The organism is Spirosoma arcticum (assembly GCF_054779955.1).
In genome coordinates, this window is record NZ_BAAGXG010000010.1 from 141,831 (window position 1) to 156,452 (window position 14,622).

The following is a 14,622-nucleotide window of genomic DNA, read 5'->3' on the forward strand; positions in this document are numbered from 1 at the left end:
CGGCTACGAAGAACTCGCCGAAGCTGACTATCCGCAGCAGGTGCTGTACATGCCCACGGCCAAAAATGGCGTGTTTGCCATCGCCAGCATTCCAACCGTCGGAACGTATCGGTTCACCATTAACCAGACGGAGAAAAAATTCGTTATCCCCCTCAGCGTGTTTCGGGGGGGCGTATCGGCGGACGGCGATTTGCCCGTCACGGTTGCTGCGAATGCCGACACGATCAGTAAACTCATTACGGCTCAGGCGTTGGTTGGGACAATCGCTCTTCCGACCGACAAATTCGTGTTGCCGGGCACCGTCACCATAGCCAACGGCAAAACGGCGGCTCCGTTCGAGCTGCGCATCGACTTAGACTATCTGCGGGCTAATCCGGCGCAAAAGTTAGCCGTTGGCGTGAGCATTGCCAGTGCGCAGGCGACCGTAAATCCGCTGCTCAGAACCACCATTATTACGCTCGACCCGTCCATCTTGTTTCCCACCGTAACCTTCACCACCAAGGCAGACGCCACTACGCCCCGGAAGATCGCGTTCACCAACACCTCGCTGAACGCCGTTAGTTACGCCTGGGACTTTGGCGACGGCTCGGCGGCCGTTACCGATGCGGCTCCCACCTACACCTATGCTTCGGCCGGTAAATACACTGTCACGCTGACCGCCACCGGTATTACGGGCAGCGCCGATGCGGTCAAAAAAACGTCAACGGTCACTGTATTGTAATAAATGATGCAGAATGAATACTGTATAATGCCGAAGAAGAAAGATTGAGTATCAGGGCTATACCCGGCCCCATTGTGCATTATTCATTTTGCATTTATGAATAGCTTTCATCATAGGTTAAATCGGTAAACGCTTCCCTACTCGTATAGGGAAGCACTTTCTTTTTTACACTCCACAGTATGGCCCACCTGTGCAAACTAACACAGCACTCGTGCGAACGGGGCGACTTAACGGTTTTTGAAAACCTGATTCCAGGGGCGTTGAAACGAATCTTCTACATCACCAACGCGGATGGAAACAGCCGGGGCGGACACCGCCACAAAAGGGCCTGGCAAGCGTTAATCTGCATTCAGGGTAGGGTTGATATACGGGTCGAAACAGGCGGGCAAACCGGTTGCTATTCACTCAATAGGCCCAACCAATGCCTGATTCTTGAACCCGATGACTGGCATGTTCTGGAGAATCTCCTGAACAAGGCTATCGTATTGGTGGTGTCGAATGAAAAATACGATGAGCAGGATTATATCTACGAGCGGTATACGCCTGAGCGCGGAACAGTAAGCGTTGAGCCTCTTTGTCTTGCCCCTTTGTGAACTACCTCATCCCGCTGCTCTTTCTGGGCCTCACTGCCGCAACCGGCCAGCCGGATCGCCGGACCGCGGTCAAACGGTTGTACCTCGCTAACGACGACCATACCGATTACATGTGGACGGCCAATGAAGCGCGGTACGACATGGCCTTTGTTCAGATGCTCGACTACCACCTCCGGCAGATCGATTCCACCAAAGCGGCCCCGACCAATTTTCAGGCTCGCTTCAACACCGATGGCAGCTACTGGCTTCGGGCATACCAAAAATACCGCTCACCAGCCCAGTTCAACCGGCTTATCGCGGCTATTAAATCCGGCCACATTGGCAGCCCCCTGAACACTCTGGTCAGTTGCTACGGTGCCCAACCCACTGAGGCTGTGATCCGGGGTATGTACTACGCCGGGCAATTGGAGCGGGCGCACAAACTCCGGTTCAGGCTGGCCGAAGCGATGGAAAACAACACCATACCGCTGGGTTTGGCGTCGCTCTGGGCCGGGTCGGGGGCCAAATACAGTTGGAAAGGCATTGGCGGGTACGGCAGCCAGATGACCTACGAATACCGGGCGAATCGTCGTCACCCGTTGTACCGCTACACGGGCTTAGATTCGTCGGGTGTTCTCATGAAATGGTATGCCTACGACGGAAGCCCTAAGGCGCACACTCCGTTTGGCGGCTACGCGGAGTGTCGTCTGGTAATCAAATCAACCGATAAGCTGGCCGAAATGCGCAAAATCGTGAACCAGTTGGACACACTGTGCGACACCATTTCGCCCCAGTCCGCGTACCCGTATAACGTGGCGGGTGCCTTCGGCTACGGCCACGATGACCTGGATAATTTCACGTCCCAGCCGTTTATCGAAGCCGCCCGGCTCGAAACGACGCCCACCCGAATGGTGCGGGTCTCGAACGAAGAAGACTTCTTCCAAGATGTGGCCCGCAGTTACCCCAACTTGCCGTCGGAGTCGGTGAGCTACGGAAATGAGTGGGATTTGTACTGCGCGTCGATGAACGAAACCACCGCGCGGGTGCGCCGGTCGACCGAAAAACTACGTGCAGCCGAAGCGATGGCCGCCCTCGTGGCGCTGAAATCACCCGCCTTCGCCAATCGGCTGCGTCCAGCGCGGGATCTGGCCTGGGAATCGTTCGGAATGTATTGGGAACACAACTGGACCGCCGATGGGCCGGTGAAACAGCCGGTGCGGGCAACCTGGCAAAACAAGATTCAGGCACAAATAACCGGGTACGTCGACTCGCTGTTTGTGCTGTCCGCCAACGCCCTTGGTGGGCTATTGAAAGCGGACCAATCCAGCGCGGCTGCCGCCCGATTCTACGTATTCAATCCGCTAAGCTGGACTCGCAACGATGTGGCCGATCTGGCATACACGGGTCCGTATCCCGTGCGTGTTGTCGACCTGACTACGGATAAAGACGTTGTTAGTCAGTTGATTAAAAAAGAAAATCGTCGGTTACTGCGCATCTATACCGAGAACATTCCTTCGGTTGGTTATAAGGTCTTTGAGATCAGGCCGGGTACGTCGGTCAGCTTGCCGATAGCCGCGACCGTCTCCGGCGAATACATCAGCAACGTCCATTATCGCCTACGGCTCAGCCCGTCGGGGGCCATCACAGAGATTCAGGATAAGCGGGCCGGGCGGCAATTGGTGAAGGTAATCGACGGAAAGTACGTCAATGATTTGGGCGTGTCGAACGTCAACGAAGGTCAGCCGGTCGTGGTGGAAAACGCCGGGCCGGTATCGGTGACGCTGAAGGCCGTTTCGCCGGTTCCGGTGCCGCACACGGTTCGGGTAACGCTGTTTGCCAACAGCCAGCGCATCGAGATTGAAGACAGCATTCAGGCCAATTTCAAAGACGTAAAAACCTGGGCGTTTTCATTTAATCTGACCAATTCCACCACTCGCCACGAGGAATTGGGTGCTATTCTGACGGCTAAGAAAGAAACGCGTGGTGGTCATTATGCCAGTCAAAACGCCCGGCTGGACTGGCAAACCTTTAACCACTTCGCTGACCTGAGCGAGTCGAACTACGGCCGGGCCGTCGCTCCGGCGCACCGGTACGGCATCACGCTGTCGAATGTGGATTGCAGCTTTTTTAAGCTGGGCAGGAGCACCGTCGATTCGCTGTGGGAAAGGTCATCGCAACTCAGTGCGCTGGCGGGTGGACAGGTCGATACGAAGGTGGAGGACAAAGGCGTACTGGGTATTTTCGGCCAGAACGGGCAAACCAACTTCCTCTATAATTTCGCGCTGACAACCCACCAAACTGACTTTGATCCGGTAGCGGCCATGAAGTTTTCGCTCGAACACCAGAATCCACTCGTGACGGGGATGGTAACCGGTTTGCGGGGCACGTATCCCAGTCCAACGTTTTCGTTGCTGGGTACTACCGATCCAAATGTGCTGCTGTGGAGCCTGAAACCAAGTGAAGAGGGCATCCGGCAAGGCGCAATTGCCCGTTTCTGGAACATGAATGGTAAGTCGGTCACTCCCGGGCTGACCATTGCCAAACCCATTCAGCGGGCCTGGCAAACGACGCATATCGAGACCAACGAACGAGTCCTGACACCAGCGGGTAAGCAATTACGCCTTACGTTTGCTCCCCATCAACTGAATACGTACCGGCTCCAACTGGCTAACTGATCTGGATTTGAAAACCCTCGCAATCGGCATCGACATTGGTGGCACCCGAACCAAAATTGGGTTGGTCTGTCTCGATACCGGTCGGGTAGAGGTCATGCTCATTACGCCAACCGAAACCAAAGACGGAGCGCGTTTTCTGCAACTGATTGGACATGCCATCACCCAGTTTAAAGCCGAAGTTGCTACCCGGCAGGCGATTTTGGCGGGGGTGGGCATCGGCGTGCCAGGGTTTGTGTTTGCTAACGGAACGGTAGATTCGACCTACGGCTTTCTCGAATTCATGGAGGATTATCCGCTGGCCGATAACATTCAGCAACAACATAACTTACCCTGTCGGCTCGATAACGATGCGCGGGTGGTGGCGTTGGGCGAAGCGATTTACGGGCAGGGGAGGGGTTTGGGCCGGGTACTGGTGCTTACGCTGGGCACCGGGCTTGGCCTTGGGTTCACCATCAACGGCACACTCGACGGACCGCTGCCGTTTGCCCACATGGGCGGCCACATGACCATTACAAGCAACGATACCGTGTGTTACTGCGGTAAAACCGGCTGTCTGGAATCGCTCGTTTCGTCGGCTGGCATTTGTCAGATCGCAACGCGGGTTGGGTGGACACAGAACTACCCAAACCTGCCCTTGACCGCCGAAACCATTTTCAACGAACGACGTACCGGAAATCCCGATGCCCAGGCGATTGTGGCCGAGTACATCGGGTATTTGAAAACCGGCATCGACAATTACGTCAACCTGTACGCCCCGGACATTATTGTGTTGGGCGGTGGGATTGCTAAAGGCTTGAAGGCCGACACCGACAAATTGCACAACCCCCGGTTGCTGAATCCATACAAAACCTACAAAACCACCATCGCTATTTCAACTTTGGAAGAGCAGGCGGGTATTTTAGGTAGTGCCGCTCTTTTTAAACAGACTACATGAGAAATAAACTTGAACCCTGGATTCTGTACTCGATAGCGGCTGCCTTCTTCTGGGGCACTTGGGGCGTGGTGGCCAAACTCATTTCGGATCAGGTTTCGCCGTTTACGAACCACGTGCTGTTTAGCATAGGTATGCTGCTGACGCTGCCGTTGGTCGTCAAAAGAGTTAGCACTGTAAAACCCAACCGCAAAGGCATTCTCTGGGGACTCGTCGCGGGGGTGCTTGCCGTAACGGGTAATGTGGCCGTGTATCAGGCGTTTAGTACGGGTGGGCTGGCCGCCATCGTCATTCCGGTGACGAATTTATATCCGCTCGTGACCATTGCCATTGCGTTGCTGGTCTTCAAAGAAAAGCTGAACTGGATTAACGGAATTGGTATTCTGCTGGCAATTCCGGCCGTTGTGATGCTATCGGGCGAGTCCTTGTTGTTCGATAATCCGGCGGCTTTCTTTCGGAGCATTGGATTAAATTCGTGGTTGCTGTACTCGTTCGTGGCCTTGTTTTTCTGGGGTGTTTTTAGTGCCGCCCAAAAAGAAACGACCAATTCAATTTCGGCCGAATGGTCGTACGTCAGTTTTATCGTTTCATCGGTTTTTGTTGCCCTTGTTTTCGTCGTGTTTGGCTGGGCTGATTTCGCCATGTCGACCAAAACGCTGGTGTTCGGTTCGTTGGCCGGGATGCTCAACGGCCTGGGCGTACTGGCCAGTTTTGCGGCCTACAGCGCCGAAGGAAAAGCTTCAAAAGTTACCACCATTGCGGGGGCGTTGCAACCCGTTTTTACCATCGTGCTGGCCATTATTTTTCTGTCCGAAAACCTCTCGTTCATCGAATCGCTGGGCATTTTGCTGGCCATCATTGGTGCGCTGACGTTATCGTACGAAACGGAGAAGGCGGAGCCGGAGCCCATTCCCAAGCCCGTGTAAATCAGTAAACTAACGAACCACATGGACCCAGTCTTTGCGGAAATTTTAGAGATACCCGAACGGGCAGCCGACGCGCTCAACAGGCCCCTTGAACCACTGCCCTTGCACGTGCCGTACCTGGGCATGGGATCGTCGTATTTTGCTCCGCTGGCGTTTAAGTACATGGGCGTGCCGATCTATCCCGAACTGGCATCGGAATGTTTTTACTATTTGGCCAACGGAAAAAAAGCACCGCTGGCCGTCATCCTGTCGCAATCGGGCCGGAGTAGCGAAGCGCTGTGGTGCCGGGACCTTTTCGATCAGTACGTGGCCATTTCCAACGACACCAACAGCGAACTCTGCACGGCATCGAATGTAAGTCTGGTCATGCCGATTCTGGCGGGTGAGGAGCACTACTCCTCCTCCAAAACGTACGTCAATACGCTGGTGACTCTGTTCAAAGGCTTCGGTCTGTCGCCCCAAGCCCAGGTGGCGCTGATTGCCGACAAGTTTGACCAGTATCGCGAACAGGGCGAACAACTTGCCGACCAGATTTTGGCCGTGCGGAATCAGTATCCCATTCACGGTATGTACGTGACGGGCAGCGGTCCCAACATCGCTACGGCTCATGAAGCAGCCCTGATTTTGAGCGAAAGCACCAAGCTGAATTTCCACGGCCTGCCAATGGCGCAGTACGACCACGGCCCCAAAGAAACCGCTAACCACAGCATCGTTATTCAGATTTTGGCCAAAGGCGAAGCCTACGAACGGACCCGCCGGTTGTCGGACATGATTGGTAGGGCAGGTGCGCACGTGTTCACTGTCGGGGAGCCGGATGTGGCGGAGAACTTTTCCATTTTACCCAACATCATTCCGTTCAATTTCATGGCGTATTACCTGGCTCAGAAGTTGAATATCGGCGAAACGTTCGTGGTCGGCGGGAAGGTGACAGAAGTAATTTGAGAGAGGACGAAGAAGCAGCACGGCATGAAATCACTAACTCTATACATCAGTTTGCTGGGTTTCGTTTTTTCGCTTCAGGCGCAACCCGTTAAGCGCATTTACCTCGCTAACGACGACCATACCGATTATATGTGGACGGGCAACGAAGCGCAGTACGATACGGCTTTTGTGCGCATGCTGGATTATTACATGGCGCAAATCGACTCCACCAAAAATAACCCCGACGACTATCAGGCCCGCTGGAATTGTGACGGCAGTTACTGGCTGAAAACGTACCAGAAATTTCGCAGTCCCGCCCAGTTTGAGCGGCTGGTGGGATACATCAAATCGGGCCATATCAGCAGCCCGTTAAATTCGGTCGTGAGCACGTACGGCGGACAGCCTACCGAAGCCGTTCTGCGGGGCATGTACCACGCCGGTCAGCTCGAACGACAGTATGACCTGCGTTTTTCGATGGCGGTTTGCATGGAAAATCAGACCATGCCCTTCGGTCTGAGTTCGCTCTGGGCGGGTTCGGGAGCGAAATACAGCTGGCGGGGCGTGTGCGCCTGTGCGAGTAAAATCGACACTAAACTAAAGGTCCGAAAACACCAGTTGTACCGCTACATGGGCTTCGACAACCGCAGCGTACTCATGAAATGGTACAATATCCCCGGTGAAAATACGGGTTTGGGCGGTTACGGCGAAACCCGGCAAGAGCACAAGGTGACCGATGCAGCCGCCAGCCTGACCAAGACCGTCGGCGACCTGACCGCCCTTTGCGACACCATTGCGCCCAAATCGGCCTATCCGTACAATGTGGCTGGGGCCTTTGGCTACGGCTGGGATGATCTGGAAACGTATAATTCGCCCGCTTTCATTGCCGCTGCCCGGCAGACGACGACCTCAACGCGCCGGGTTCGCGTGTCGAATGAGGAAGATTTCTTTCGGGACATTGAAAAGACCTATAAGACCATTCCGGCTCAATCCGTTTCGTATGGCAACGAGTGGGATTTGTATCCCGTTTCGATGAACGAAACCACGGCGCAGGTTCGGCGAGCGACCGAAAAACTCCGTTCGGCCGAAGCGCTTGCTACCCTCGTCGCGCTCAAAGACAGCATGTTTGCCAATGATCTGATCGCACCAGTGAACCGAGCAGCCCGCAACTCGGCCTGGGATGCGTATGGGCTGTATTGGGAGCACGATTGGACCGCCGACGGGCCGGTTTCGCGGCAGGACCGCGCCGACTGGCAAATCAGGCAAAAAAACGCTATTACGGCTTACGTCGATACGCTTTATGACCGGGCGAGAGTCGCATTGGGTAAAACTATTAGAGCCACGAATCTGTCTGGTGCGGCTGCTGCCCGGTTCTACGTGTTCAACCCGCTGAGCTGGATTCGCAGTGACGTGGCTGATTTTCCATTTCCCGGCGCAAGCCCGGTGAGAGTCATTGATCTCCAAACCAATGCTGAAGTAGCCAGTCAGTTAATCCGTAAAGGCGGTAAGCAATACCTGCGAATCTGGGCCGAAGATATTCCGTCGGTGGGCTACAAAGTTTTTGAGATCAGACCGGGAGCAGCTACCCAAAAATCATGGGCAGCAGAGGTTACTGGTGATTTCATTCAAAACGCCTACTACCGGCTTCGGCTCCGCAAGTCGGGCGTAATCAGCGAATTGATTGACCTCCGGTCCAGGAATCGACAAGTGATTCAGCCGCTCGACGGTCGTTTGTTCAACGATTTGGGCTCAACCAATAAGGATGCGGGTAGTCCGGTTGTGATTGAAAACGAGGGACCGGTGTCGGTTACGCTTAGGGCGACCTCCAGCGACCCGATTGCGCACACGGTTCGGGTGACGCTGTTCCGCAGTAATCCCCGAATCGAGATTGAAGACAGTATTCAGGCCAACTTCGGGGATGTTAAAACGTGGGCTTTCTCTCTGAATTTGGACAAGCCAACCACGCACCACGAAGAGCTGGGGGCCATTCTGACGGCTAAAACAGAAACGCGGGGCGGGCATTATGCGGATCAGAATGCCCGCTACGACTGGCTGACCTTCAATCATTTCGCCGACCTCAGCGAGCCGAACTACGGTGTAACGCTGTCCAATCAGGATTGTAGTTTTTTTAAACTCGGCCAAAGCACCCCCGATTCGCTCTGGGAGCAGTCGCCCCAGTTGAGTGCGCTGGCGGGTGGGCAGGTCGACGGGCCAAAACTGGGGATTCTAAATCAGAACGGTGCAACGGCGTTCCGGTATCACTTCGCGCTGACAACGCACCAGGGGCCTTTCGATGCGCTGGCGGCTATGCGCTTCTCGCTCGAACACCAGAATTCACTCGTAACGGGAGCCGTCACTGGTTCAGCGGATGGCTATCCAGCAACCAGCTACTCCTTTTTAATCATAAGCAATTCGGGCCGGTCCCGCACCGGCGTACCGGCCGATGCGCGGTCCGCCGGTGCGGTACTGCTGTGGAGTTTGAAACCCAGTGAGGAGGGTATTAATAAAGGCGTAATAACCCGATTCTGGAATGTAAAGGGTGCGAAGGTATCGCCAACGGTTCGCGGGGCCATACCAATCCGTAAAAGTTGGCAAACCACGCATCTGGAAACCAACGAGCGGCTACTTAATCCTGCTCATGGACAATTAAAGCTCAACTTCGCCCCGCATCAACTCAACACCTACCGCCTTCAGTTTTAACGTGAATTCGGGATAAAGTTGCTGACGCGAAGCCCTTCGACAGGCTCAGGGTGACCGGGAAGTTGAGTTAACTTAGTAGACGCTGTCAAGCTTCCCGGTCACCCTGAGCCTATCGAAGGGCTTCGCGTCAGCAACTCAACTGTAATCAATGATATCAGGCTAATTGGGATAAGCGCTGGCTGATGTCGCTGGCCGCCTGTCGGAGGGCCTGAACAATTTCTTTCTCGCGTGGGGTGCTGTACCGGACCTGTGGCAGAAAAACACTCAACGAGGCAACGGTCACCTCATGGCGCCGAACGGGTACGGCCAACCCAATAATGTGCGTTTTTGAGAGAGTGATGGCCAGTTCATTGGTCCGAATCGTGGCTAAGGCACTCGCCAGACCCTCGGACGAACTGGCCGATTCCCACACGTCGGCGGGGGGGGACCCAATCTGACGAAGTAGATGTTCGCGTTCTTTATCGCTCAAAAAGGCCAGCAGCAATCGGCCGCTGGCTGTTTCATAAATGGTACGTTCGGTGCGGCTGCGGACCAGCAGATCCTGATCGCTGTTGACAAGATGCAGGATAAATCGCTTTTGATTTCGAATCACGCCCAGAATTGATGTCTCATTCAGGTGAGCTGTCAGGCGTTCCATCACGTCCTTTGCCGCAGTCACTAAATGCTGACCGTACGAAACGTTGTTGGTCAGGTTGTAGGCCATTGGCCCGAGCCGGTAGCCTTTTTTGCGACCCAGGTGCTCCAGATAGCTCTTTTCAACCAACGTCTGAAGAATGTTAACGCAGGTAGCCTGGTTCATGCCCAGCCCTTCGGCTACTTCGGTCAGGGAGTAGGCCCGGTTCGGATCACGGGCGATGTACTCCAGAATATCTAAAGCTTTGACGACAACGAGAACCATGATTATTAATAATAAACGATGAATGATGAACGATGAATTGATGTTTGCGATAGCCTACCCATCATTTATCGTTGAAAGATTACCGCCCCATCCAGCCGCCGTCTACCGTAACGATGGTGCCGTGAACGTAGCTGGCGGCTTCTGAGGCCAGGAACACCGTGATGCCTTTGAAATCGTCGGGTTCGCCCCAGCGACCGGCCGGAATGCGGGACAAAATACTTTTGCTGCGCTCGGCGTCTTCGCGCAGGGCTTCGGTGTTGTCGGTGGCGATGTAGCCCGGTGCAATCGCGTTGACGTTCACGCCTTTCGCGGCCCATTCGTTGGCAAACGCTTTCACCAAACTACCGATGGCACCCTTGCTGGCCGCGTAACTCGGCACGGTGATGCCCCCCTGAAACGTCAGCAGCGACGCCGTGAAGATGATTTTACCCGAACCACGCGCCACCATGTCCCGGCCAATCTCGCGGGTCAGAATAAACGGCGCGTTGAGGTTGGTGTCGAGCACCGTGTCCCAATAAGCGTCGGGGTGTTCGGTAGCTGGTTTGCGCAGGATCGTACCGGCATTATTGACCAGAATATCAATGACCGACACATCCTGTTTAAGCTGTTCCAGAAATTGATACACCGCTTCCCGCTGGCTCAGGTCGCACTGGTAGCCCCGGAACGAGCGGCCCAGGGCCAATACGTCCTGCTCTACGGCGCTGCCTGTTGGTTCCAGCGAAGCGGATATGCCAATGATGTTGGCTCCCGCTTCGGCTAACCCCACGGCCATTGCCCGGCCAATTCCCCGTTTGCAACCCGTGACTACGGCTGTTTTACCGCTCAGATCAAATTGTTGTGAAAGGCTCATAATTCAGCATCGTGATAGTATCCGCAAGTTTACTGGATTTAGATCAAACTACGAAACTGAGATTTGTCAAATATCAGCAATTATTGTACTATTCTAAGTTGTATAGGCCTTTACAGGCTATACTATAATACTATTTATGGTTTTTTTGATAACTAAGTTATAAGAATAGTACTACAAAAAAATAAATAAGTGAAAATATTTGGTGATTAGCAATCGACTATATAGTATTGTATCGTTGAATTATAGTTTATCAATGATAAATTAAGAAAGTTTATGAACCGTAAATTTACTTCATGCCGGAAAGCACTGCTCCTTAACTGGATCTGTTTTCTACTGACGGTAATCTGGGCACACGCTCAGCCGGGCGCGTCCCTCACTGGGCGCGTTACTGACGAATCGGGGCAGGCGTTGCCCGGCGTAACCGTGCTCATCAAAGGCAGCCAAACGGGTACTACCACGACCGCCGAAGGTACGTACCGCCTGTCGGCTCCAGCGGGCAAGGCGACGCTGGTGGCTTCGTACGTGGGGTATCTGAACCAGGAGATTCCCGTTAACGGACGTTCGGTGATTGACATCAACCTGGCTCCCGACGACAAAACGCTGAACGAAGTGGTCGTGGTGGGTTATGGCACCCAGGAAAAGAAAGACCTGACGGGAGCAATTTCGTCGGTGGGTGCTAAAGACATTGTAAAAGTGCCGGTGTCGGGTTTTGATCAGGCCCTGCAGGGGCAGGTAGCCGGATTGCAGATTTCCAGCTCGTCGGGCGCACCGGGCGGCAACACCAATATCCTGATTCGGGGCATTGGCTCGATTTCGGGTGGTAACGAGCCGCTGTTTGTCATCGACGGGTTTCCGGTTTCGGGGGCGGGTGTCGGCAACCCGCTGAACACCATCAATCCGAACGATATTGAAAGCATCGACGTCCTGAAAGATGCCTCCGCCACCGCTATCTACGGGTCACGGGGTTCCAACGGGGTCATCATTGTGACGACTAAGCGGGGCAAATCCGGTAGATCGCAGATTCAGGTCGATGCCTACACGGGATTTCAGCAACTGGGCAAAAAGATAGAGATGATGAACGCGCAGGAGTTCGCTCAGTTCACCACCGACGCCCGCAATAACGGCTACTTAGACAATGTGCCAACGGGTAAAATCACTGATCCGAACAGCGCACGGGCGGCAACATTCCGTATTCCGGTTGCCTTACAAAACCCGGCTTCATTAGGCGAGGGGACCGACTGGCAAGATGCCATTTACCGGGATGCCCTCATTCGCAATGTTCAGGTGGCGGCTTCGGGCGGTTCGGAGACGGTGCGCTATGCGGTGTCAGCCGGTTATTTCGATCAGCAGGGAATCATTACGAATACGGGTCTGAAACGCTACAGTTTCCGGGCTAATGTCGACGCGAATGTCTCGAAGAAACTGACCATCGGGGCCAGTTTACTGCCCAGCTATACCAGTCAGGTCAACCTACCAATTTCCGGTCACTATGGCGCGTTTGGGGTCATTCAAACTGCCATGGGCATATCGCCCCACGTACCCATCTACAACCCGGACGGTTCCTACGGCAACGAGATTCCGGCTCCCGAAGGGTCGGCTGGGTTCCAGAGTCCGGTCAAGATTATCAATGAATACAAAAATCCGTCTTCGCAATTCCGGTTGCTGGCAAACGCGTATGCTGAATACGAAATTCTGCCCGCGCTGAAGTTTCGGACCACGGTGGGTGCCGATCTCAACTTCTTCAAAAACCAGATTTGGATACCATCCACGCTGAGTACGTCCGCGCCAATCGGTATTGCGTCGGCAACGGCAACCCGGTCAGAAAGCATCAACTGGTTGAACGAGAATACGTTAAGCTACAAAAAAGCCGTAGGTCGCCATGTGGTGGATGTGGTTGGCGGCTTCACGGCCCAACAGGAAACCAGCAATGCCGTGACGGCGGGGGCCATTAACTTCCCCGACAATCTGGTCCCGAATATCAACGGCGGAACGGTAAACAGCGGCAGCGAAAACATTCAGGATTACACCATTCTGTCGCTGTTGGCTCGGGTCAATTACACGTTCAACGACCGGTATTTAGTGACGGCAACCCTCCGCCGGGATGGCTCATCCCGCTTCGGCGAGAACAACCGGTGGGGTACGTTTCCGTCGGCCTCCATCGGCTGGCGGGTGTCGGAAGAAGCGTTTATGAAGAACCAGCGCATCATCACGGATTTGAAACTGCGGGCCAGCTATGGACTGACGGGCAACAACGCCATCGGCAACTACCGGGCCATTGGCCAACTATCCGGGCAGACATTGGCCGGACAGCCTACACAGCCGTACAATGGCTATTACATTATTGGCGATGCCCTCGCGCCCGGTCTGGCACGTAGCTCTTTTTCAAATGGCCTATTGGGCTGGGAGTCGATGAAACAACTGGATTTGGGGCTGGATTTTTCTCTGCTGAACAACCGGGTTAATGTGACGGCTGACTATTACGACAAGCGCAACACCAACATGCTTTTCAACATATCGACCCCTGGCGCAACGGGCCTGACCAATGCTGTCGTGAACTTGGGCGAAGTGCAGAACAAAGGCCTGGAACTCGCCCTGACCACCCGCAACTTAACCGGTCTCTTCAAATGGACAACCAACGCCAACATCACGTTCAACCGAAATAAAGTGCTGGCAATGAGCACCGATGCCGAACGGATTTTTAGTACGGCCAATGGGCAGGTTGCCAACACCCACGTAACGCAGGTGGGCTACCCGATTGGGGTTTTCTTCGGACGGCGGCAGTTGGGTATTTTCCAGAGCAACCAGGAGGCAACCGAGTATAAAGCGCAGCCCTTAGCCAGAGCGGGTGACGTGAAATGGAAGGACGTGGACGGCAATGGGGTCATCAACGATAATGACCGGGAGGTAATTGGCAGCCCCCATGCCCGGTATTTCTTTGGCTTCAATAATACGTTTTCCTACAAAAATCTAAGCCTCGACATCTCCACCAACGGCATGGTTGGCTATCAGATTTACAACGGTACGTTCATGCTGAACAACTCCGGGGTGCAGAACAACACCAAGTATGTGTATGACAACCGCTGGATTTCGCCCGAGCAGCCCGGCGACGGACGGTTTGGGCGGACGATTCGCGGAGGCCGGAACAACAATGCAACCTACAGCTCTCAATACCTCTTTGAGGGATCGTACCTGCGGATACGGACGGTAACCCTGGCTTATTCACTGCCTTCCGGACTGACGCAGCGACTTGGTTTGCAGAACGCCCGCGTCTATGCCACCGGCGCTAACCTGTTCACCTTCACCGGCTACCAGGGCTATGATCCCGAAGTCAGTGTATCGGGTGATAACCTCCTGGCCTCGCGCTCCGATTTCGGTAATTACCCCATTGCCCGGTCGTACACGGTTGGTATCAATCTTTCATTTTGACATTC

At 54.3% G+C, this 14,622-nt stretch carries 10 protein-coding genes and 1 pseudogene; 9 read left to right on the forward strand and 2 right to left on the reverse strand.

Annotated elements, in window-relative coordinates; all coding sequences use genetic code 11:
- Positions 1-49 precede the first annotated feature (49 nt).
- The 8 genes and pseudogenes from ACYVHB_RS22345 to ACYVHB_RS22380 all read left to right on the forward strand — a co-directional run.
- A pseudogene (locus ACYVHB_RS22345) lies at positions 50-358 on the forward strand (PKD domain-containing protein); the annotation flags it as partial.
- Between the two features lie 114 nt (positions 359-472).
- On the forward strand, positions 473-721 hold the full coding sequence (locus tag ACYVHB_RS22350; RefSeq protein ID WP_461054082.1) for a PKD domain-containing protein: 249 nt from the start codon (positions 473-475) through the stop codon (positions 719-721).
- A gap of 179 nt (positions 722-900) precedes the next feature.
- Positions 901-1,314, forward strand: coding sequence for a sugar 3,4-ketoisomerase (locus ACYVHB_RS22355; RefSeq protein WP_461054022.1), 414 nt, complete (start codon positions 901-903; stop codon positions 1,312-1,314).
- Positions 1,311-3,968: a glycosyl hydrolase-related protein gene (locus tag ACYVHB_RS22360; RefSeq protein ID WP_461054023.1), complete on the forward strand. Its 2,658-nt coding sequence runs from the start codon at positions 1,311-1,313 to the stop codon at positions 3,966-3,968. Before ACYVHB_RS22355 ends, ACYVHB_RS22360 begins: the two co-directional genes overlap by 4 nt.
- Positions 3,969-3,975: 7 nt before the next feature.
- Positions 3,976-4,902 (forward strand): ROK family protein, encoded by a 927-nt coding sequence (locus ACYVHB_RS22365; RefSeq protein ID WP_461054024.1) that lies wholly within the window; start codon positions 3,976-3,978, stop codon positions 4,900-4,902.
- Positions 4,899-5,825, forward strand: a complete 927-nt coding sequence (locus ACYVHB_RS22370; protein ID WP_461054025.1) for a DMT family transporter — start codon at positions 4,899-4,901, stop codon at positions 5,823-5,825. The genes ACYVHB_RS22365 and ACYVHB_RS22370 overlap by 4 nt, the downstream gene beginning before the upstream one ends.
- A 21-nt stretch (positions 5,826-5,846) precedes the next feature.
- Positions 5,847-6,767, forward strand: coding sequence for an SIS domain-containing protein (locus tag ACYVHB_RS22375; RefSeq protein WP_461054026.1), 921 nt, complete (start codon positions 5,847-5,849; stop codon positions 6,765-6,767).
- 24 nt (positions 6,768-6,791) lie between these two features.
- A complete protein-coding gene (locus ACYVHB_RS22380; protein WP_461054027.1) occupies positions 6,792-9,443 on the forward strand; it encodes a glycoside hydrolase in 2,652 nt (883 codons plus the stop codon).
- A 154-nt stretch (positions 9,444-9,597) separates the two neighbouring features.
- On the opposite strand, the gene ACYVHB_RS22385 is transcribed toward ACYVHB_RS22380, so the two are convergent.
- Positions 9,598-10,341 (reverse strand): IclR family transcriptional regulator, encoded by a 744-nt coding sequence (locus ACYVHB_RS22385; RefSeq protein WP_461054028.1) that lies wholly within the window; start codon positions 10,339-10,341, stop codon positions 9,598-9,600.
- A gap of 79 nt (positions 10,342-10,420) precedes the next feature.
- Positions 10,421-11,191 (reverse strand): SDR family oxidoreductase, encoded by a 771-nt coding sequence (locus tag ACYVHB_RS22390; RefSeq protein ID WP_461054029.1) that lies wholly within the window; start codon positions 11,189-11,191, stop codon positions 10,421-10,423.
- 273 nt (positions 11,192-11,464) lie between these two features.
- Here ACYVHB_RS22390 and ACYVHB_RS22395 point away from each other — a divergent pair, with 273 nt between their 5' ends.
- Positions 11,465-14,617: a SusC/RagA family TonB-linked outer membrane protein gene (locus ACYVHB_RS22395; protein WP_461054030.1), complete on the forward strand. Its 3,153-nt coding sequence runs from the start codon at positions 11,465-11,467 to the stop codon at positions 14,615-14,617.
- The last annotated feature ends 5 nt before the right edge of the window (positions 14,618-14,622 follow it).